This window comes from Streptomyces sp. NPDC059718 (assembly GCF_042733315.1).
In the GTDB taxonomy this organism is placed as follows: Bacteria; Actinomycetota; Actinomycetes; order Streptomycetales; family Streptomycetaceae; genus Actinacidiphila.
This window is the reverse complement of the sequence record NZ_JBHWGA010000063.1, coordinates 1-20,445: the sequence shown is the minus strand read 5'-3', so window position 1 is coordinate 20,445 and position 20,445 is coordinate 1. Positions and strand designations below refer to the sequence as shown.

Here is a 20,445-nt window from a genome sequence, read left to right as displayed (position 1 = left end):
CAGGTCTGTGGCTGAGGGTTGGAAGCGGGTGGCGGTGAACTGACGCTTGGGAGCCGGAATTTGGGAGCCGGTCAGGGCCGAGGCTCCGCCAGCTCCCAGTCGAGGGTCCACAGGCGGACGCGTCCGTCGCTGCCGCCCGAGACCGCGTACGTGCCGTCGGCCGTCACGGCGAGCTGGCCCAGGTGACCGGGCTGGGCCTCCACTGTCCGCAGGCAGGTGCCGGCCGCCAGGTCCCAGAGCCGCAGCTCCGCGCCGTCGTGGCCGGAGAGCAGAAAGCGGCCGTCCGGGGTGAAACGCATGGGCCGCGCGTTGCCGCGCTGCCCTTCGAGCACCGCGGTGCACGCGCCGGTGGCGGTGTCCCACACGCGGATCGACAGATCGTCGTAGCCGCCCGCGGAGGCCACCTGGCTCCCGTCGGCGCTCATCGTCACGGCCATGACCCCGGATGTGTGGCCGCTCAGCACGGCAGTGCAGCGGCCGGTCCCGAGATCCCACAGGCGGACCGTACCGTCGCTCGCGCCCGTGGCGGCGATGCGGTCGCCGGGGCCGAGCCACACGGCCCGCGGCATTCCCGTGTGGCCGACGAGCGTGCGCAGGCAGGTGCCGGTCTCCAGGTCCCAGAGCCGCAGCCGCCGGTCGTTGCCGTCGCCGCCGACGAGCACGCGGCGCCCGTCGGCGGTGAACCCGGCCGCGTCGGGGCTCATGCCCACGGGAAGGATCCACCGCAGCGTCTGGGGCATCTCCGTGCCGATGAGCCGGTCGTCGGACAGCGCGTGCCGCTGCGCGCCGGTAGCAGTCGACCACGTCTTGGCCGATCCGCTGCGTCGCCAGGCCATGACGGTGCCGCCGTCGGTACTGAGCTGCACCTTGTCGATGCCTGCGACCGGACTGGCGGGCGCGCTGCGATCGGGGTCGGTGATGGTCCGCAGCAGCGCGCCGGTGCCCGGGTCCCAGAGCCGGATCTCGCTGCCGTCGGTGGTGGCCATGACGTCCCCGCTCGCGCTGATGTCGAGCGAGTCGACGCCCGACCGGTGCGCCGGGAAACCGCGTTCGAGCCAGACCGCACGAATGCCGGTGCGGACCAGTGACCGGCTGAGGCCGTGCCAGGCGGCCATCACGTCGGGAGCCCGCTCGTGCCCGGGGACGGCCCGGGCCTCCCGCAGCGCGTGGAGCGCGGCGGCACGGTCGCCTGCCACCTCGCGGGCTGCCGCGGTGTCGAGCAGTGCCTTCACCTTCTCTTCCAGCAGGTTCAGCACGCCGTGCCTACGGGGGCGGCTCACCTGGAACGGAACGGCGGGAGAGTCGGGCATCCGCCACAGCCGTACGGTGTTGTCGAGGGACGCGGACAGCGCGAACCGGTCGCCCGCTCCCCAGCGGACGTGGGCCGCCTCGCCTTGGTGGCCCCGGAACGTGCGCAGGCACTTGCCGGTCTCCAGGTCCCACAGACGGACCGCGCCGTCGCGGGCGCCGACCAGGAGTCTCGCGGCATCGGCGCTGATCGCGAGCGATCTGACGGAGCCTCGCAGTGTCCGAAGCCGCCGCGCCGTCCGCAGATCCCAGATGCCGACGGCGTCGTGGTTGTCGGCGATCGCCGCCCGGCCGTTGCCCTGGTCGAAGCACAGAACGGGCTGGTTCACGCCTTTCCCGTCCAGCACCTTCACGCATTTCCCGGTGCGCAGGTCCCAGAGGCGGGCGATGCAGTCCTTGTACCCGGCCACGAGGACCCAGCGGCCGTCAGGGCTGAGCTCGGCTTCCGGGAACTGCGCCAGCGGGCCGAAGAGACGCCAGCGGACCTGGCGCCGGCGCAGATCCCACACGACGACGTCGACGCCGTGCACACCGTCCTTCCAGCCCGGTTCCGTGGCGACGGCGATGCCCTCCCTCGCGCTGACCGCTGCCCACTCGAAGGACCTCGCCGCCCTGATGGACCGCAGGCACCTGCCGTCGGACAGGTCCCAGATGCGCAGGACCGAGCCGAAGTCGACCGAGGCGCAATACCTGCCGTCGGGAGTGATCCGGACCGACCGCACCGTGGACTTGTGGCCGCGAAGGGTACGCAGGCACCGGCCCGTGAGCACGTCCCACATCCGGACGTGTTCGTCGTCACCACCGGACACGGCGGTCCTGCCGTCCGCGGACACATCGATGCGGAACATCGGGTCCGGTTTCCCGGCGGCGGTCGGGTTCCAGCGGATCTCCTTGACCCCGATGCAGTCCGCGGACGGCACCGTTCCGGAGTCGAGCACGTCCAGCGCCTCGCTCACGTCCCGCAGCCCGGGCTGCTCGCGGTCGACGCGCTCAAGAAGCGGCCGGGCCGTGGCGAGGTCGCCCCGTTCGAGGTGGACCAGGCCAAGCGCGTGCCGCGCCGGCCAGGCGTCGCCGGTGTCGGTGCGGACGGCGTCGAGATCGGCCACCACCTGTTCGTCGGTGATCTCGCCACGGCGCCACCGCCACAGCCCCAAGTTCAGGGTCGCGTCGGCGTGCTGCGGGTCGGCGGTCAGCGCTTCATCGAACGCGGCGGCGCCCTCCTCGGGACGCTTGAGGTCGAGCAGCGACAGCGCCCGGTTGTTGAGCTCCTCGGCACGCAGGTCGGCTGCCTTCGGCTCCAGGCGCCGGTACCGCTCGCCGGTGATCCGCAGATGGATCTCCGCCAGTTCCTCGGCGACCGCGGCCATCGGCCCCGGCCGCTCCTCGGGGTCCGGATGGAGGCAGCGCTCCAGCAGTTCGCCCAGATCCGGCGGCATCGGCGGCAGCCCAAACCCGTACGACTCGATGACGTGCCGCTCTCTGATCGTGTCGTTCGCGGACGGACCCCGGCCCCAGCGCGGCCCGCCGGTGAACATCTCAAGCACCGTGACACCGAGACTGAAGACGTCCGTCGGCTTCCCGACCAGCCGCTTCGACAGCTGCTCCGGCGAGGCGTACGCGGGTGTCCGCCCGCCCGCCGAGACCGGGACGCCCACGCCGTGCGGAAGGTCCCCGCCGTCCTCGGCGACGATCGGCCGGTAGCGAGCCAGGCCGAAGTCGGTGACCTTGGCGACGATGTCACCGCCCTCCATGTCGAGCAGCACGTTGGCCGGCTTAATGTCCCGGTGCACCAAGCCCGCGGCGTGCGCATGTCCCACGCCCCAGGCCATCTGGATCGCCAGGTCCACCATGCGCACCACGACCGCCTCCGGGTCGCCCTCGTACAGGCGGCGGTCGGCGATCCAGTCGTGCAGGCTGCCGTCGCCGACGTACTCGGCGAAGACGTAAGGGACGTCGTCGACCACGCGCACGTAGTGGCACCCGCAGATGTTCGGGTGCAGCCCGAGCGCGACCCACGCCTCGGCCTCGGTGACGAACCGCTTGCGCTGCTCATCGGTCGCGAACACCTCCGGCCTCGGCATCTTGACCGCCAGGTCGATTCCCCACTGCCGGTGCAGGACCCGCAGCACCCGCCCCATCCCGCCCTCACCCGCGACCTCCTTAACCTCGTAGCGGTCGTCGAGAACCTCCTCGATTGCCCTGTCGCCCATGTACAACACGCCTTTCGCCGAATCGACTGCAACTTCCTGCTCATTAGAGACCGGGCCATCCGGGTCTGTACGGTCAACGGTGATTCCCCGCTCAGCTGGTCTCACGGAATGGGAGCTGGGCGTCCTGGCCTCGTATACCGTCGAAACGCACTGGGAGCAGTTCACCGTGGCCCTGCGGGTGCCGGAGCCTGTTGCCGCCCGGCTCCTGCCGCGGAACGGGTCGGCGCTCCCCTGCATTGCGCAGGACGCGGCGGTGGCGGCCACGCCGGAACTTCCGCCCGAGGAGGAACAGCCTTTGGGTCCAGGGGTGTTCGACGACACCCCGGTCAGCGACTGGCGCCCGGTCACGGCCGCGCACCTGCCGGCACTGTGCCTCGCCTCCCGGGATCCCGACCAGCTCTATCTCGTCTTCTCCATGACGGCGGGGCCGGAGGTCATCGCGCTGACCGTCCTGGAGCGGCGCTGCGCTGCCGGATGGGAGGGCGTCATCATCGCCGGCGCCGATGACCTGCCTGGCACGCTCGTTGAGGCCCGGCGCGACGCTGGCTCGGCGGACGGCGCGCCGGACGGGGAAGGCGTGTGGCTGCCGCGTGTCCACAATTCCCGTAACCCGGACTTCGGCCGCAGCTTGAGCACAGGAGAGGGAGAACGGCTGCTTGTACGCCTGTGCAAGGGGCGGTGGGGCGCACCGGCGCCGGTGGGGGTGCGCCCCTCTTCCCTATCGCTGAGAGGCCCGCGTTCTCCTCATCCGGTCTCTCGTCCGTGTGGATGAGACGGGGCCGATAACTGGGACGGCATGCTCAACGACGGATGCGCACGAGGGACCCTGATCTCGGCCCCCGAACCTTGACGCGGTCGACCGGCATGCTGGTGGGGTTGTTGTTCTTGTGGGGCGGGCATGGCTTCCCCTCAGGTGACACGACGGGTCTGAGAGGGGCGCGGTGGCTGGCAGTGTCCTCTGAAGCGCGGCACAGGCTAGGGGCTGTCCGATGGGTCGTGTGAGCTGATCAGGGCCGTGGCTTAGGCGCAGATGAGCTTCTCCGAAGGCGCCTTCGTCGGGCTCGCTGGCACTGATAGCTCGTCGCCAATCCGCCCTTGCCTGCGTCGGTCGGTTGAGGAATTTGGTTGCGGTGGATCAGGCGGATGCGGTGATACTCCGGCATGAGTAGAGACGCCGAGGTCATCGTGCTCGCCCGCTGGTCGGACGAGGTGATGCAACCGCTGACCCAGGACGACCCGGAACGCACGTGGCAAGGTCGCTTCGTCCCGATAGCGGGGCACTGGGGCTACGAGTTCGGGTGGGCCCTGGAGTTCGAGAAAATGCGTGCCCGCAAGGGCCTGCTCAGGCACCTGGAGTCGCTGCCGTGGCCGCATCCGCATACGGTGCAAGTTCTGCTTCGCGACCAGGACGACGACTGCTTCGGACTATGGATGTTCCAGGAGGGCCGACTGGTGGAAGTCGCCATTCCGCGCACCGAGCGTTTCCACCAGTCGGCACCGCCCAATGAGGACTTCGAACCCGACCCGGGCATGCTGCTGCGCACCGACCAAAACACGGCTCTGCCCGAGCAGACCCCAGAAGCACGCCGCGACACCCGCTCACCCTGGTAGACCGGGTTCGACAGCTCATCTCGGCCCTCGTCATCGGCGTCGGCCTGGACGGCCCGCAGGATCCTCTCCCACGTGCCGTCCGCCGACCACCTGCGATGACGATCGTGAACCGTCTTCCAGCTACCGAAGCAGGGAGGCAGGTCCCGCCAGGGGAGGCTGGTCCGCTGCCGGAACAGAATCCCGTTGATCACACGGCGGTGGGATTGCCAGCGTCCACCCTGCCCGCGATTCGTCGGCAAGTGCGGCTCCAGTCGAGCCCACTCTTCATCCGAAAGATCTCCCCGCCCCATGTCCCACGGAACGAGTGCCCGGCGGGAGCGTCACGCGACCCATCGCACACGACCTAGAGAACCTCCGCGGTAAATCCCTGCGTAGCCCGCCCGAGAGTCGTAAGCTGGGTACATCGACGCGGGGTGGAGCAGCTCGGTAGCTCGCTGGGCTCATAACCCAGAGGTCGTGTGGTTCAAATCCCGCCCCCGCTACCAACATCCGGCCCCTGCCCGACTTTTCGTCGGACAGGGGCCGGAGCCGTATGCATAGGCTCCCATCCCTCTGTCCGACCGAGGCTCCGGGCGCGGAGTTCCTCGCCTCACGAGCCCCAAAGATCACGTGGAGTCTGCCAAGGGCGGGGCGAGGGCATCGAATGAGGGCCCGTACCTGCAGCAGCGGGCTGTCGGTCGCGGCACCTGGCATCTGCGCGATGACCCGGACCACAAGTGCCCGGTTCCGGTGGCAGTTCGCCGCCGGTGCTCCCCGACCGCGGCCCGCTGCCTGTTCCGGCACCACCTGCAGCACAGTGAACTGCGCGACGCGCAGCACTGGCGCAGACAGGCTCTGCTGCTGCGGCACCTGGGCCAGGCCCCCCTGGCGCACGCCGCGTGGTCGCGGGCGGGGACCGGCGCCGTCCCGGACGGCGATGGTGCCCCAGGTGGTCACGGTCGATGTCGTTCACCGGGCGTGCCGGCGCGCGTCGTCCCTGTCGCTGTCGAACTCGCTCACCAGGGTCGTGCAGCGGCTCGAGGCGCTACCCGATGAGGACTTCGGCGCCCTTGCCAAGCCCGACCCGGAACTCGCGGCCGAGCTCGTGGACTGTGCGGCTTCTTGATGATCGGGTACGTCATTGGTGCCGTGGCGGCAGCGGGCTGTTCGCCACCCCGGCGCTACGTGACGGATGGATGCCTCGTCACTTCTCGCTTCTTGTGACGACCAGTGCGGCGAACTCGGTGATCGTCGCCCGGGCTGTGGTGGGCGATGGTCCCCATAAGGTCGCATTCGCGGGAGTCATTCCAGCGTGCGCCAGAGGTTGTCGAAGGCGGCCTGCTCGATGGCGCGTCGTTGTTGCTCCGCCTCCAGTTCCTCCAGCGCGGTACGGACGCAGGCCAGCACCGTCTGCACCGCGTAATCGGTGATTTCGGTTGATTCATTGGCCTGGTCGTGGTCGATACCCAGGCTTTCAGCGAGAGCGAGGAGGACGGGCTCGACATGGGCCCAGCGCGTGGTCGCCCGATGGCGGAACGGTGAGTTGGCCAGAGATCTGCGCCCCTCCCGGAAGAGACGGCCGCGCTCTCGCACGATGGTTCCCTGTGCTTCCAGTGCGGCCACGTATGTCTGCGTCAGGGACTTGCCTCTGCGCCACAGCCAATCACTCACCAGCTCGTACGGCTCGTCCATGACGAATGAGGCGGCAGCCTCGGTCAGGAGGCGATCAGCCGGTTCCCCGGGATGGCCCGGCACGATCCGGTCCCCGTCCAGCCGGATGGTCGGGGCCTTGAGGAGGTCGATCAACTCGGCTCCCGCGAGCGCGAGCGACAGGCCGCCTGGCGCGAGTGGAGGCCCGGCTTCCACGTCCAGGACGACGATCAGCAAGTCTTGCGGTGTGGTCATGAAAAGCTCACGTCCCCTGGGTCGTAACGCCTGACGTCAACTGCCGCCGCCGATGTGCTCGTTGCGTTGGTTGAGCTGTTGGCCTGCCGCATCCGGCGGCTGAGGGACAGGGCATTCTCCGGCTGTGAGCGCGGCGGCCGACGAGGGATCGTCCGCGGCTACCAGGAACACGGCCGCGAGAGTTCACGACTGCCGACGCCGCGCATGCAGGTGATCGACCCAGCACGTCGCCTGCCGCCTCCCGGCAGGCTTACGCCGGCTGGTGACGTGGCCCGCGCCATCACGGCAGGCTGCGGCAGTCCGCCATCAGGGGCGGCGGCCGGCAATCGACGCTCACAACGGCCAGGCTCCGCGAAGCGGGCTTCGTCCCTACAGACGGCCGTACCCGCCCGACCGGCTGACGACCGGGAAGTCGCTCTCACACCGACGCCGTGATCGATGGAGGAGCGGTTTGTCAGGCCGACTTGTCACCGCCGTTGAGGATGGAGAACAGTTGCAACGCCTCCACGTAGATCCACACCAGGGTCAGTGTGAGGCCGAAGGCCGCCAGCCAGGACTCCTCGCGCGGGGCTCCGTGGGCTATGCCGTCCTCGACCTGTTTGAAGTCCAGGGCCAGGAAGCACGCGCCGAGGATGATGCCGATGACGCCGAAGAGGATGCCAAGGCCGCCGCTGCGAAGGCCCAGGCCGTCACCACCGGCGAAGGCGGAAATCAGCAGGTTGGCGACGGTGAGCAGCAAGAAGCCCATCGCGGCGGCCATCGCGAAACCGTAGAAACGTCGGGTGACGCGGATCCAGCGTCTTTTGTATGCGATCAGCGTGCCGGCGAAGACCGCCATCGTGCCGAGCACGGTCTGGATCACCACGCCGGGGCTGATGTAGGTGGAGGTGGCGCTGGAGATGGTGCCGAGGAAGATGCCTTCGAACGCTGCGTACGCCAGGATCAGTGCCGGGACCGGCTTGGCCTTGAATGTTTGGACGAGCGACAGGCCGAAGGCCAGTAGGGCGGCTCCGACCGCGATGCCGTACGACGTGCCCAGGTTGGCCTCATCGACAGGCAGCAGCACCCACGCAAGGACGGCGCCAAGCACCACCACGCCGAGTGTCGTTGCCGTGCGGGCGACGACATCATCGATGGTCATCGCCGTGCCGAAGACCTGCGGCAGAGCAGCGGGCCCGGCGTCGGGCGCAGCGTCCGCGTGGTGCACGGGCGCGCTCCGGTTGGCCGTGCCCTGCGCGTAGGGGTTGTCCGCGGCAGAGCCATCGGCGTGCGGGTTCTGCTCGTTGAGGCCCGCGTAGCTGTTGCTGCGGTTGAACACCCCTCGCGAGAAGACAGGATTGCTGCTCTTCATCTCACTCATTCCTCTGCGGTTGCACCCCCGGTCCGGTCTCGAGACGGATCTGGGGATCCGAATACCGGCCCTGGGGGATGCCTCAAAACGGCGTTCATCGATGACATGTGACACAGGTGCCGGAGGCTCACGTTGGGGATCACGCCACGTGCCGTACGGGAAACCTCAGGGCGCGAGCACGCGGAGTGTGCTCGGGTCCGTCGTTTCCCGAAGCGCCCGCTGAGCATCGCGCGCCGGCAAACTGTGCCTTGGTCCGCGTGTCCGAGTACGGCGCTCCCACGCCCGGTCGGCTCCTCGGCGGCGAGGGCCGGCGGTTGGCGTTCGGGATGGGCGCGGCGCGGCGGTGTGGCCGCGTGTCCCGGGGCGGCTGTGCGACTGGGGGGGGCCGAGTCGCGCAGCCGCCCCGGGGGCTAGAGGCGGTGCGTCAGGTCGGGCACGGTCTGCTAGCGAAGGGACCGGAAGCCCGCGCGGAGCTCGTTCACGAACAGGGCCGGCTGCTCCCAGGCGGCGAAGTGGCCGCCCTCGTCGAGCCTGTTGTAGTGGACGAGGTTGGGGTAGGCCTGCTCGGTCCAGCTCTTCGGGGGCTGGAAGAGCTCGTCGGGGAAGACGCTCACGGCGACCGGGAGCTTGACGCCCTTCGGTGCGAAGAACGGGGAGATCCGGTTCTCGGCGTACAGACGGGAAGCGGAGATCGCGGTGTTCGTCAGCCAGTAGAGCGTGATGTTGTCCAGGACGTCGTCCCGGGACAGGCCCTCGGTCACCCCGTCGAAGGCCCGGGAGATCATGTCCAGGCTGGCCGCGTCGTGGTCGAGCAGGAAGGCCGCCAGGCCGACCGGAGAATCCGCCAGGCCGGTCAGCGTCTGCGGGCGGGAGGCCATCATGTAGGCGTAGTAGACGTGCTTGTAGAAGAAGTCCAGCTGCTCGACGGCACGCTTCTCCTCGTCGTTCACCAGGACCACGCCGGGCGGCAGGGGGTTGCCGGCCGATACGGCCTGCTCGATGACGGGCGGGAACACACATGCCAGATTGGTGTGGATACCGACGAGGCCCTCGGGCTCGTGCACGCCCATCATTTCGGTGATGAGCGCACCCCAGTCGCCGCCCTGCGCGACGTACTTGGTGTAGCCCAGGCGCTTCATCAGCTCGGCCCAGGCCTGGGCGATGCGCTCGGGGTCCCAGCCGGTCGAGGTCGGCTTGCCGGAGAAGCCGTAGCCGGGCATCGAGGGGATCACCAGGTGGAAGGCGTCCGAGGCGTCGCCGCCGTGGGCGGTCGGGTTGGTGAGCGGCTCGATGAGCTTCATCTGCTCGATGATCGTGCCCGGCCATCCGTGGGTGACGATCAGCGGCAGGGCGTTCTCGTGCTTGGAGCGGACGTGGATGAAGTGGATGTCCAGGCCGTCGATCTCGGTGATGAAGTGCGGCAGGGCCTTCAGCTTCGCCTCGGCCTTGCTCCAGTCGTACTCCGTGGCCCAGTACCGCGCCAGCTCCTGAAGGGTGGCCAGCGGGGTGCCCTGCGACTGGTCGGCGACGGTCTCCTTCTCGGGGAAGCGCGTCGCGATGATCCGTGCGCGCAGGTCCTCGAGTTCCGACTCCGGGAAGTCGAACGTGAACGGACGGATCGCATCCCGGTCAGGGGTGACGGACATGTTGGTCTCCACGATGTCTAAGTGATGTGCAGAAGGAGGGGGATGTGACGTCGAGTTCGCTGACGTATCCGCACGTTGTCAATCCCGCTTGCCGGCGCTGCGGGCCGAGGCCTGCTCTGCCTTCCGGCGCACTTCCATGATGGGCCTGGGTTGCCGCATCGGTAATCTGGAAAGTGACCTAGATTCCGCAGAGGCGGTGATGTTTTTCCTAGGTAACGTGACGTGGTGCCGTCGGCGGGCGTCAGAGCAGTCATGTGATGGAATCCCGCGGTCGCCGCCGTGGTGACCGGCGCCTAGCAAGGGAGTTGCCGCGTCATTGCGTGCGGTCGCGAAGGGGATCACTTGTCAGGGCGGTGCCGGAACTGCGCCGTGTTTGCGCCCCCGCAAACCGAATGACACCAGGGCAGTTGCACGGCCAGGCGACAGGAACGACGATGTCTGCACCGGACCCCTTGGCGAAGCTTTCAGGTTCGGCGATGAGCCGCCGACACAGCTTGGCGGCCGCCCACTCCCCCAACGCACCGCCCGTGGGCCAGAGCGAACGAGGACAGCGGGCGGCTCGGTTGCAGCAGCGCCCTTGCAACGCCGTGAGGGTCCCCGCCTACTTTCAGGCGGGGACCCTCACGCGGACACGACGCAACCGTCATGCAGTCAGACACTGCCCGGTGCGCCGCAGGAAGCTTGGCGAACGCTCGATTCCGACCCGTTGCGTGGAGGGCGGAAATGACGAGCCACTCGGGCCTGCGGGCTTGCGCCCGGTCCACTCGCGCGGAAGACGCCTCAGGCGTCTGCCCGTTTCGGCAGCCGCCAGTTCGGGCGCGGAAAGTGACAGGTGTAGCCGTCCGGATAACGTCTCAAGTAATCCTGATGCTCCGGCTCGGCTTCCCAGAAGGTGTCGGCCGGCACGACTTCGGTCACCACAGTCCCCGGCCACAGACCAGACGCCTCGACATCCGCGATGGTGTCCTCAGCGATCCGCCGCTGCTCGCCGTCGAGAGGGAAGATGATCGAGCGGTAGTCGACGCCGACGTCGTTTCCCTGCCGGTTCTTCGTCGTGGGGTCATGGATCTGGAAGAAATATTCCAGGATGGTGCGGTAGTCGGTGACGGCAGAGTCGAAAGTGATCTCGATCGACTCTGCATGATTTCCATGGTTGACATAGGTCGGATGGGGCATGTCGCCGCCGCTGTATCCCACCCGGGTACTCACGACGCCGGGAAGCGTCCGGAGCAGATCCTGCATGCCCCAGAAGCAGCCGCCCGCAAGCCATGCCTTTTGCTGGAATTCAGTCATCCCTGTTCGTCCTTCTTCCATGTTCGGGAACACACGCCCATACCTACCGATGTCGGCCAGAGGCGACGGCCCGATACGTGCTTCCGGGCAACTCACGCGCCCGGCATCACCGTCCGCTGCGCCCATGGCCACGCTCAACGGGTTTCCGGCCACCCGTCGCAGCAGACGCGGCGGCCCTCCGGGACGCTTCGGGGAACGGTCGGAGGCCGTCCGCGCACCGCAAGGACAACACCGATCGGTTTGTCCGGGTGTAGCTGTCGCAGGCGACATGCTCTGCCCGCCTTGTCCAGGGCGTCGCATCTGCGCCCAGGGAAGGCGCCGAGTTCGCGAAAGGGGACGGGTCCCGCGCTCCGGTCCCCCGCTGTCGGGGCGCGGGGCCGGAGCAAGGGGGTGCGGGACCCGCCGTTTGAGGGGGCCGTAGGAGAATCGGCCCGGTGCCCGTTGTTCAGGCGTTCGTGTTCGGGGTGTTCGTGGACCTGGTGCGTGGCGTGGCCGCGTGGCCCGGGGCGGCCAGGTGGCTCGATGAGGAGCCGCTCGGCCGCCCCGGCGGGCTGGGGTCCGTGCAGTGGGTTGTCGACGATGGATTACCGCAGGGAGCGGAAGCCCGCACGGACCTCGTTCACGAGCTGCTCAGGCTGCTCCCAGGCGGCGAAGTGGCCGCCCTCGTCGAGCCTGTTGTAGTGGACGAGGTTCGGGTAGGCCTGCTCTGCCCAGCTCTTGGGGGCCTGGTAGACCTCGTCGGGGAAGACGCTGACGGCGACCGGGATGTTGACGCCCTTGGCGCCGAGGAACGGGGTCTTGTTCTCCGCGTAGAGACGCGCTGCGGATATCCCGGTGTTCGTCAGCCAGAAGAGCGTGATGTTGTCCAGGACGTCGTCTCGGGTGAGGCCTTCGGTCTGTCCGGCGAAGGCCCGGGAGATCATCTCCAGGCTCGGCGCGTCGTGGTCGAGCAGGTAGGCCGCCAGGCCGACGGGCGAATCCGCGAGTGCGGCCAGCGACTGCGGGCGCGAGGCCATCATGAGGAACTGGGCGATGTTCTGGTACAGGTGGCCGACCTGCTCGACCGCGCGCTTCTCCTCATCGTTGGCCAGAACGACGTCGCGGGGCAGCGGGTTGCCGACCGCGAGCGCCTGCTCGACGGCGGGCGGAACCGTGCCGGGCAGGTTGACGTGGATGCCGGCCAGCCCGTCGGGCTCCTGAACGCCCATGAGGTCGGAGATGATCGCACCCCAGTCGCCGCCCTGCGCCACGTACTTGGTGTAGCCCAGGCGCGTCATCAGCTCGCCCCAGGCACGCGCGATGTGCTCGGCGTCCCAGCCGGCCGAGGTCGGCTTGCCCGAGAACCCGTAGCCGGGCATCGAGGGGATCACCAGGTCGAAGGCGTCCGAGGCGTCGCCGCCGTGGGCCGTCGGGTTGGTGAGCGGCTCGATGATCTTCAGCTGCTCGATGATCGAGCCGGGCCATCCGTGGGTGACGATCATCGGCAGGGCGTTCTCGTGCTTGGAACGGACGTGGATGAAGTGGATGTCCAGGCCGTCGATCTCGGTGATGAAGTGCGGCAGGGCCTTCAGCTTCGCCTCGACCTTGCGCCAGTCGTACTCCGTGGCCCAGTAGCGCGCGAGTTCGCGCATCGTCTCCAGCGGCACGCCCTGCGAATGGTCGGCGACGGTCTCCTTCTCGGGGAAGCGCGTCGCCTCAATGCGTGCACGCAGTGCCTCGAGCTCCGACTCCGGGAACTCGAAGGTGAACGGACGGATTGCGTGCTGGTCAGGGGTGACGGACATGGTGGTCTCCTTGATGTCTGCGTTATGTGCAGGAGAAGGCGGGATGTGACGCCGAGTTCGCGGGCGTATCCGCGACTCGTCTTTCTCGCCGGCCGGCGCTGGGACCGTGTGACCCGGCCCTTCTTTCCGGCGCACTTCCATGATGGTCACGAGATGCCGCCTCGGTAATCTGGCACGTGACCTAGATTCCGCAGGGGCGGTGTCGTGCTTCCCCGGTAACCTGACGCGGTACATCGCCTGTGTCACGGCCAGTCATTCGACTTACCGCGTACCTTCGGCGTTGCCGCCCCGGGGTGCGGGCGGCTGCGGCGATTGACGACATTCGATCCGGGCTGCATCGAGCTCTTGCGGAAAACACATCCGGACTTCACAGGTGCGACGCCTCGTTCCACCGAGCCCGGCGGGCGCCCCGCTGCCGCCGGCATGGTGCCAAGCGGCCTACCTCGGACCGGCCGCCCCGTCGGACCCGTACGGTCAGCCGGACGGCGAAGGCGCCGACCGCCCCCTTCGGCGTGTGAAGTGTGCGACGAGCCGGCACTCGGCGTCGTTACCGGACGCAGCAATGGTGCGTCTGCCCTTCCGGCATGGCCGCCCTCAGCCAGGCCTTCGGTAGCTGTGCCCGGCCTGCCGGGCCCCGGACCGTGGGCGGATACCGAAGGCCGCCGCACGGTGCGGTGGCCTGGGTGTGCGGCCGTGTCCGGTTGCTGGTCCCGGCAGAGGGTGCCTGGGCGGCGGTCCTGGCATCGGCTGTCGCCCGGTGGGCGGCGGGGGGGGCGGCGGGGGAAGGCGTTGCCGTTTCAGCATCGGTGTTCTGGGGGTGCTTGCCGGACGCCGCCGTCCCGGCGCCCGGTGCGGCTCGTCAGCCGAAGCGTGCGGTGCGGTGCGGGCGGATCGCGGCGGTGACGGCGTCGGCCAGGGCCGGCACCTCGTCCGCGGTGAGGGGCGAGATGGTGATGCGGATGCCGGGCGGCGAGGAGAGCCGGAAGCGCGCGCCGGGTGCGACCGCCCAGCCGGCCTGCAGCAGTCGGGTCACCACCCCGGTCTCCTCCGGTACCGGCACCCAGACGTTCATGCTGCTGCGGCCGTAGGCCGGGACTCCGCGGTCGGCCAGTGCCCGCACGAGAGCGTCGCGGCGCGCGGCGTAGGCGGCGGAGACCGCCGCGACGTCCACGGCGTCGGTGCGCCAGAGATGGGCGACGGTGTGCTGGAGCAGGTGGCTGACCCAGCCGGGCCCGAGGCGGTAGCGGCCGCGGAGCCGGTCGAGGGTCAGGGGGTCGCCGGTGAGGACGGCCAGGCGCAGGTCGGGGCCGTAGGCCTTGGCGGTCGAGCGGACCAGCATCCAGTGCCGTGTACTGCCGGCGAGCGGGTGGAGTGGCAGTTCGGTGAGTCCGTGCACGTGGTCGTCGTCGATGACGAGGACCTGCGGGTGGTCCGTGAGGATGGCGCGCAGGTCCTGGGCTCGGGCGGCCGAGATCGTGGCGCCGGTGGGGTTCTGGCCGCGGTCGGTGACGATCAGCGCCCGCGCGCCCTGCCGCAGGGCGGCGTCCACGTCGTGCGGCAGGGGGCCGTCGTCGTCGACGCCGATCGGGACCGGCCGCAGCCCGAGGGCGGGGACGAGGTCGAAGACGCTGCCCCAGCCGGGGTCCTCCACCGCCACCGCGTCGCCGGGTCGCAGGTGGGCGGTGAGCGCGCGCTCCATGGCGTCGAGCGATCCGGAGCTGAGGCCGACCGGGCCGTCGGGGACGCCGTCGGCGTCGAAGGCGGCGCGGGCCAGACGGCCCAGCTCGTCATCGAGTGGAGCCTGTCCGTACAGCATGGGTTGCCGGGCGTGCCGGGCGGCCGCCTCGGCCAGTGCCTCGCCGAGCGGGGGGAGCAGCGCGGGGTCCGGGTTGCCTGCGGACAGGTCGCGCACTCCGGGCGGCACCTCCAGGCGGATCTCGTCGTGCGCGGTGATGGCGGGGCGCGGCCGCACCCGGCTGCCGCGCCGGCCCGCGGTCTCGATGACGCCGCGGTCGCGCAGCAGGCGGTAGGCGGCGGCGACGGTGTTGGGGTTGACGCCCAGTTCGGTGGCGAGCTCCCGCAGCGGTGGGAGAGCGGTGCCCGGCGCGAGCGTGCCCTGTCCGACGGCCCGCTCGACGCTCGCCGCGATCTCCGCCGCGCCCCGACCGGTAAACGTGTACTCTCCTATCACAATATCCATTATGCGCTAGTTCAAAAGGATCGTGTTATCCCTCCCCCGCTCCCCTCCGGTGTGCCTGCGCCGCCACTGACCGCACGGTCCCGACCCGCAGCCGCGAGCGCGCCGCGTACGGCCGCGAACCGGTGCATGCGATCCTCGACGCGGACTGTCTCTGCCACCTCGGTTTCGTCCGCGGCGGGGCGCCGGTCGTGCTGCCGGCCCTCTACGCGCGCGGCGCCGGCGAGGACACCGGACTCGCCGTGTGCCCGACCGTCACGCACGTGGACGGGCTCGTGCCGGCCCGGTCCGCCGCCCACCAGGTGCGCACCGGACGCTGATACAGGTCTCGCATGTCACCCTCCGTCACCGGAACGGCGTCGTTGAGGAGTTGCGCACATTGGTTCGGAGCAACGTGACTTGACGTGGAGCGCGTCGGCCGGACCGGATCGGTCTTTCGGCTGCTGCGTCTCCTCATCAGCGCCTGCCGCGTTGCAGCACCGAGTCAAACTGCCGGCGCAGCCGGTGAGTCGCACCTCGGATGCGGGTGACAGGGGTCACGGCTGCCGTTCCGGGCGGCCGGAACACCCCGGATCCATGGGCTGTTTACACCACACAGGTGTCGGAAAAGGGATGTATGTCCCAAGGTCAGTCCCTCGGCTTGCAGCCAACCCCGCACCTCTCCTTCTTCCCGACTCTGCTGTAAGGATCGACTTCTGTGCCGTATGACATCGAAAAGCCGGACGAGCAGTGGCGCGCCGAACTGACTCCTTCCGAGTACCAGGTCCTGCGCCGCGCCGCCACGGAGACGCCTTTCACCGGCGAGTACACCGACACCAAAACGACAGGCGTCTACTCCTGCCGCGCCTGCGGCGCTGAACTGTTCACCTCCGCGGAAAAGTTCGACTCCGGCTGCGGCTGGCCCTCCTTCTACGACCCGAAGGACAGCGACGCAGTCGAACTGGCCGAAGACCGGTCCTACGGCATGGTGCAGACCGAGGTCCGCTGTGCTCGCTGCGGCTCTCACCTCGGGCACGTTTTCGAGGGAGAGGGCTTTGCCACCCCGACCGACCAGCGCTACTGCATCAACAGCATCTCGCTGCGTCTGACAACCGACGAGAGCTGATCATCACCTAGCGCGCTGTCGACGCACGCGCCGGGGAAGACATGCGTCCTCCTGGCCGACGGTCCGTTCTCCGCGTGTGCCGCCGGCCCCATCCAGTGCTCTGACCGGGATGGTTCGCCGGGTTGCCGGTCGTGGCGGTTGGATGTGCGGTGACGTCCGCTCGATCGTCGGGGGTGTGGTGGCAGAACCTGTCCGTGTGGGCAGGTTGACCGACCAGGACGGGCAGAAGCTGCAGCAGATCGTGCGCCGGGGCAGCACCAGTTCGGTGCGCTACCGGCGCGCGATGATGCTGCCGGCCTCGGCCGGCGGGAACCGGGTCCCGGTGATCGCGCAGCCGGTCCGGGCCGACGAGGTGTGCTTCACCCCGGCTTAACCCGTCCTGGGCCAACCCGATCGAGGCCCACCTCGGGCCACTCGCGGCAGTTCACCGTCGCCAACTCGCAACCACTGCAACCCCGCCGTCCAGACGTGCGCCCTGCATGCCTGCCTGCGTTGGCGCACCACCAACGCCGGCCATCGGGATGTCCTCGCGGGCCCAGCGCCGCGAGGACGCGTGCATCCGCAGGGAGAAGGGCCTTTCGCCGGGGCGGGCGACCGGCGAAAGTCGCGTGACCCTGCCCATGGCACCGGCGACACTGACGCCATGACCGGTTCTGCACGGCCTCAACTGCTTCGACCGCATGCCCTGAGGCCCAAAGACCTCGTGGTCATCGCATCGCTGTCCGGTCCGCTGCCGGCCGCTTACGAGCCCAACGTCGAGCAGACGGTGGTGGTGCTCGAGCGGATGGGATTCCGGGTGCACCGGGCTCCGCTACTCGAAGCAGGACGCCGCCATTGGTGGAGCGCGGCCACGCCGGCGGTCATCGCCGGGGAACTCAATGGTCTTCTGCGTGATCCTGAGGTGCGCGCGATCGTCGCGAGCCAGACGGCGCTCGGCTACCTTGACCTGATCGACGTCCAGGCGATCAGAGCCGACCCCAAGCCGATCCTCGGCTACAGCGACATCTCGCTGCTGCATCTCGTGCTCTACGCGCGCACGGGTCTGGTCGGGTTCCATGCCGACATGGCCGTCCCCGGCTTCGGCGGACACTGGCAGTCCGCGCCCGTGGCGCGCCAAGCGGAACTCGAGAAGCTCTACGCCAGGTTGCTGACCGGTACCGAGGCGATCGGAGCGCTGCCCGCGAGCCCGTCGTGGGAGTGCTGGCGTCCCGGTCGTGTGGAGGGTCGGCTGATCGGCGGGGTGATCAATCGCATCGTGCTGGCGCAGGCGACACGCTTCGCACTGCCGCTCCCATGGTTCGACGGTGCGGTGCTGTTCTGGGAGGAGATGGGCGGCACGGCATCGCATGTGTGGAGCTATCTGCAGGTGATGCGGCACTGCGGCATCCTCGACCGGATCTCCGGCATGGTCGTGGGCGTGCCGCGCGAGATCAGCGGACTCGAGCCCGGCGCCTCCCCTAGCCTGCCCGAGATCGTCCTCGACGTCCTCGGCGACCGTGACATCCCGGTCCTGGGCAACGTCGAGTTCGGGCACGCCGGGCCGAATCTGCCCATGCCGGTCGGTATCCGCGTCGGCCTCGATGCGCGGCAGCGGACGTTGTCGCTACTCGAACCGGCCGTGGGCCGCACGCGATGACGGGACCGGCCGGCCGAGCAGCGTGAACCAGTGGGCCGACGGCCCCCGGCAGCACCCCCGGGGCCAACACACGCTTCGGTGACCCCCGCCCTGAGCCGCTTGTCCGGCCTGCAAGCGGAGGAGCCACGAACACCTGCCGGCTCGTGTCGATCTGGAAGCTCAGCACCGGACGCCAGGGATCACCAACCCGGTGAACGCATGCGGTCACAGCACCAGCCAAGCCATCGCGCCCCGGCGGCCGATCACATCACATCCGTCATGGCCGACGACCACGCCATGGATCCGCACCGCGGGTGAGGGGCCGATGCCACGGGGAGGCATCCGGGGTGGACGGTGAGACGCCGGGCGTCGGGCCGCAGGAAGTCAGCCGCGTCCGCTCGCGCATCGAAGAGGCGACGCAGTGTGCCGAGAAGTTCCCAGCGGTGGAACCGGAACGCTGTTCGAGGGCGCTGCGGACGTCGCTCGCCGAACCGGGTGTGCTGTCCTCGCAGGTGCTCCGGGCCTCCTGCACGTCACCGCTGGACGGGGGAAAGCACCTCCGTTCCGTCCCTTCCCACCTGTGCCCGGTCAATGGGCCCGCCCACCCGGCAGCCACACGCTTCTCCCAGGGCTGACCCGGCGGGCCATTGCGGCACGGTGCTGTTCGCCGGCGGGCACAACGCCTGTCAACTGGGCTGCAGTATGCGCCGGCGGCGAATGGGCCGCACGGAAGGGGTTCACGTGACGCCAGGGACCAGTACGCCCGGTCCCATCAGGACGTGGGACCAGCGGTGCCCGCAAAGGAACACAACCACTGCGACCCGTGGAAACCCCGGGAATTGCCGCCCGGTGAAGCATTTTCCGATCAAGAAAACACCTTTGGCAATAGTTAAATTTGCAAGCGTTGCTTGCACCAAAGTTAAATGCCACGTACCTTTTCGGTGTGGGTCGGAGCCGACTGCAATCGGCTGACCCCCTGCCCGATCTCATGTGCCCGTTGTGGCAGCCGGGCTGTACGCGCCGCTGTGCCGGCGCCCTCACATCGATGAACACGCGGCGCACCGAGTGCTGCCGTTTCACCTGTCAGGAATCGCTGTCGGAAGGACATCTCCATGGACCTGAAGCTCGAAATGATCGTCCTTCCGTCTCCGGCAACGGCTGGGTGCTCCAGGACGTGAAGAAGCGGCTCCCCGGCCGCTGACTTCGCCCCGTCCGCCCCACCACCCGGCGCCGGACCGGGCTGTGCGGCCGGCCGCCGGTCCCGCCTGATACGGCACCGGCACAGCCTGACGGAACGGTGCACGGCCCCGGTTCTCCCGGCAGGTGCCGGATGCCTGCGGGGCGCGGCCGACCGGCACGCTCCCCCACGCCCCCCGGCAGGCGGCACGGAGGCCCGTCGAGGGGCCGCCCGCCCCGCCCTTTCCGCTGCAGGCGCCCGTGAGCGCCGTGCCGGCAGTCATCCGGGCCTGCACCAGCTTGACCCCAGTCCCCCCACACCCGTACGGAGCAGTGATGAACGAGACCACCCGCACCTACGACGTGATCGTCATCGGCGCGGGGCCGGTGGGCGAGAACGTGGCCGAACGCGCTCGCGCCGCCGGGCTGAGCACCGTGATCGTGGAGCGTGAACTGCCGGGCGGCGAGTGCTCCTTTGGGGCCTTCGACCCCGGCAAGGCGCTGCTGCGCCCGGTGGTGGCGCAGGCCGACGCACGCCGGGTGCCGGGGCTTGGTCGGGCGGTCGCCGGGCCGCTGGACGCCGGGGCGGTCCTGGCTCACCGCGACAAGATGGCCTCCTGCTGGAAGGACGAGGACCAGGCCGGCTGGCTGGAGTCGGTGTCCGTCGATCTGATCCGCGGCCACGGCCGGCTCGACGGCCCCCGAACGGTCCGCGTCCAGACTGCCGGCGGGGATGCGATCACGCTCTCGGCGCGGCACGCCGTGGCCTTGGCCACCGGCACCCACGCGGCTGTGCCGGCGGTTCCCGGCCTGGACACCGTCCGTGCGTGGACCAGCTGTGAGGCAACCAGCGCCGGCACGGTCCCCTCACGCCTGGCCATCGTCGGCGGCGGCGTGGTGGCCGTCGAGATGGCCACCGCCTGGCAGGCGCTCGGCTCCCAGGTGACCATGCTGGTTCTCGAGGACGGGCTGCTGCAGCGGATGGAATCCTTCGCCGGCCGGCTGGTGACCGACGGCCTGCGGGAGGCCGGCGTCGACGTCCGGTTCACCACCTGCGTGGCCCGCCTGGCGCGTGAGAACGGCGAGGTCCAGATCGCCCTTGCCGACGGCGGGCACCTGGTGGCGGACGAGATCCTGTTCGCCACCGGCCGCGCCCCCAACACCTGGGACCTGGGCCTGGAGACGATAGGCCTCACCCCGGGCGACTGGCTGAAGGTGGACGACACCTTCCGGGTGACCGGCGTCGCCGACGGCTGGTTGTACGC

At 69.4% G+C, this 20,445-nt stretch carries 13 protein-coding genes, 1 tRNA gene and 3 pseudogenes; 9 read left to right on the top strand and 8 right to left on the bottom strand.

The annotated features are described in order from the left end of the window. Positions 1-71 precede the first annotated feature (71 nt). Positions 72-3,518, bottom strand: a complete 3,447-nt coding sequence (locus ACFV3E_RS41355) for a WD40 repeat domain-containing serine/threonine protein kinase (protein WP_500540909.1) — start codon at positions 3,516-3,518, stop codon at positions 72-74. On the opposite strand from ACFV3E_RS41355, the gene ACFV3E_RS41350 reads away from it, so the two are divergent. Together ACFV3E_RS41350 and ACFV3E_RS41345 are read left to right on the top strand one after the other, a co-directional pair. Continuing rightward, positions 3,517-4,290, top strand: a complete 774-nt coding sequence (locus ACFV3E_RS41350; RefSeq protein WP_500540907.1) for a hypothetical protein — start codon at positions 3,517-3,519, stop codon at positions 4,288-4,290. The genes ACFV3E_RS41355 and ACFV3E_RS41350 overlap by 2 nt on opposite strands. 389 nt (positions 4,291-4,679) lie before the next feature. Continuing rightward, positions 4,680-5,129 (top strand): hypothetical protein, encoded by a 450-nt coding sequence (locus tag ACFV3E_RS41345; RefSeq protein WP_500540906.1) that lies wholly within the window; start codon positions 4,680-4,682, stop codon positions 5,127-5,129. A gap of 8 nt (positions 5,130-5,137) precedes the next feature. Here ACFV3E_RS41345 and ACFV3E_RS41340 read toward each other — a convergent pair. Continuing rightward, a pseudogene (locus ACFV3E_RS41340) lies at positions 5,138-5,419 on the bottom strand (IS5 family transposase); the annotation flags it as partial. Positions 5,420-5,536: 117 nt separating this feature from the next. Here ACFV3E_RS41340 and ACFV3E_RS41335 point away from each other — a divergent pair. Both ACFV3E_RS41335 and ACFV3E_RS41330 read left to right on the top strand, forming a co-directional pair. Continuing rightward, a tRNA-Met gene (locus tag ACFV3E_RS41335) sits at positions 5,537-5,614 on the top strand. 443 nt (positions 5,615-6,057) lie between these two features. Continuing rightward, complete coding sequence (locus tag ACFV3E_RS41330; RefSeq protein WP_500540904.1) at positions 6,058-6,234, top strand: hypothetical protein; 177 nt, start codon at positions 6,058-6,060, stop codon at positions 6,232-6,234. Between the two features lie 176 nt (positions 6,235-6,410). Here ACFV3E_RS41330 and ACFV3E_RS41325 read toward each other — a convergent pair whose 3' ends face one another. The 6 genes from ACFV3E_RS41325 to ACFV3E_RS41300 all read right to left on the bottom strand — a co-directional run bounded on the left by ACFV3E_RS41325 (position 6,411) and on the right by ACFV3E_RS41300 (position 15,287). Beyond that, complete coding sequence (locus ACFV3E_RS41325; RefSeq protein WP_500540902.1) at positions 6,411-7,013, bottom strand: GOLPH3/VPS74 family protein; 603 nt, start codon at positions 7,011-7,013, stop codon at positions 6,411-6,413. A gap of 454 nt (positions 7,014-7,467) precedes the next feature. Continuing rightward, complete coding sequence (locus ACFV3E_RS41320) at positions 7,468-8,364, bottom strand: Bax inhibitor-1/YccA family protein (protein ID WP_500540900.1); 897 nt, start codon at positions 8,362-8,364, stop codon at positions 7,468-7,470. Positions 8,365-8,807: 443 nt separating this feature from the next. Beyond that, positions 8,808-10,010 (bottom strand): epoxide hydrolase family protein, encoded by a 1,203-nt coding sequence (locus tag ACFV3E_RS41315; protein WP_500540898.1) that lies wholly within the window; start codon positions 10,008-10,010, stop codon positions 8,808-8,810. Between the two features lie 780 nt (positions 10,011-10,790). Then, on the bottom strand, positions 10,791-11,303 hold the full coding sequence (gene msrA, locus ACFV3E_RS41310) for a peptide-methionine (S)-S-oxide reductase MsrA (protein ID WP_500540896.1): 513 nt from the start codon (positions 11,301-11,303) through the stop codon (positions 10,791-10,793). A gap of 584 nt (positions 11,304-11,887) precedes the next feature. Then, on the bottom strand, positions 11,888-13,087 hold the full coding sequence (locus tag ACFV3E_RS41305) for an epoxide hydrolase family protein (protein ID WP_500540894.1): 1,200 nt from the start codon (positions 13,085-13,087) through the stop codon (positions 11,888-11,890). A gap of 859 nt (positions 13,088-13,946) precedes the next feature. Then, positions 13,947-15,287 carry an aminotransferase class I/II-fold pyridoxal phosphate-dependent enzyme gene (locus ACFV3E_RS41300; protein WP_500540892.1) on the bottom strand — a complete coding sequence of 447 codons (1,341 nt, stop codon included), beginning with the start codon at positions 15,285-15,287 and terminating at the stop codon, positions 13,947-13,949. 65 nt (positions 15,288-15,352) lie between these two features. Here ACFV3E_RS41300 and ACFV3E_RS41295 point away from each other — a divergent pair. The 5 genes and pseudogenes from ACFV3E_RS41295 to ACFV3E_RS41275 form a co-directional block, all read left to right on the top strand. Beyond that, positions 15,353-15,583, top strand: a pseudogene (locus ACFV3E_RS41295) (PNPOx family protein); the annotation flags it as partial. 398 nt (positions 15,584-15,981) lie between these two features. Continuing rightward, on the top strand, positions 15,982-16,389 hold the full coding sequence (gene msrB, locus ACFV3E_RS41290; protein ID WP_500540890.1) for a peptide-methionine (R)-S-oxide reductase MsrB: 408 nt from the start codon (positions 15,982-15,984) through the stop codon (positions 16,387-16,389). 178 nt (positions 16,390-16,567) lie between these two features. Then, positions 16,568-16,741 (top strand): annotated as a pseudogene (locus tag ACFV3E_RS41285) (IS630 family transposase); the annotation flags it as partial. Between the two features lie 291 nt (positions 16,742-17,032). After that, positions 17,033-18,025: a S66 peptidase family protein gene (locus tag ACFV3E_RS41280; RefSeq protein ID WP_500540888.1), complete on the top strand. Its 993-nt coding sequence runs from the start codon at positions 17,033-17,035 to the stop codon at positions 18,023-18,025. 1,491 nt (positions 18,026-19,516) lie between these two features. Continuing rightward, positions 19,517-20,445 (top strand): FAD-dependent oxidoreductase (locus tag ACFV3E_RS41275; RefSeq protein ID WP_500540886.1); only part of this gene is annotated, 929 nt, incomplete at its 3' end.

What these genes read in the sequence shown, in the direction of transcription:
- ACFV3E_RS41300 (WP_500540892.1), bottom strand. Translation starts at nt 15,287, where the DNA reads ATGGATATTGTGATAGGAGAGTACACGTTTACCGGTCGGGGCGCGGCG.
- msrA (WP_500540896.1), bottom strand. Translation starts at nt 11,303, where the DNA reads ATGACTGAATTCCAGCAAAAGGCATGGCTTGCGGGCGGCTGCTTCTGG.
- ACFV3E_RS41350 (WP_500540907.1), top strand. Translation starts at nt 3,517, where the DNA reads ATGTACAACACGCCTTTCGCCGAATCGACTGCAACTTCCTGCTCATTA.
- ACFV3E_RS41280 (WP_500540888.1), top strand. Translation starts at nt 17,033, where the DNA reads ATGACCGGTTCTGCACGGCCTCAACTGCTTCGACCGCATGCCCTGAGG.
- ACFV3E_RS41305 (WP_500540894.1), bottom strand. Translation starts at nt 13,087, where the DNA reads ATGTCCGTCACCCCTGACCAGCACGCAATCCGTCCGTTCACCTTCGAG.
- ACFV3E_RS41315 (WP_500540898.1), bottom strand. Translation starts at nt 10,010, where the DNA reads ATGTCCGTCACCCCTGACCGGGATGCGATCCGTCCGTTCACGTTCGAC.
- ACFV3E_RS41355 (WP_500540909.1), bottom strand. Translation starts at nt 3,518, where the DNA reads ATGGGCGACAGGGCAATCGAGGAGGTTCTCGACGACCGCTACGAGGTT.
- ACFV3E_RS41320 (WP_500540900.1), bottom strand. Translation starts at nt 8,364, where the DNA reads ATGAAGAGCAGCAATCCTGTCTTCTCGCGAGGGGTGTTCAACCGCAGC.
- ACFV3E_RS41325 (WP_500540902.1), bottom strand. Translation starts at nt 7,013, where the DNA reads ATGACCACACCGCAAGACTTGCTGATCGTCGTCCTGGACGTGGAAGCC.
- ACFV3E_RS41345 (WP_500540906.1), top strand. Translation starts at nt 4,680, where the DNA reads ATGAGTAGAGACGCCGAGGTCATCGTGCTCGCCCGCTGGTCGGACGAG.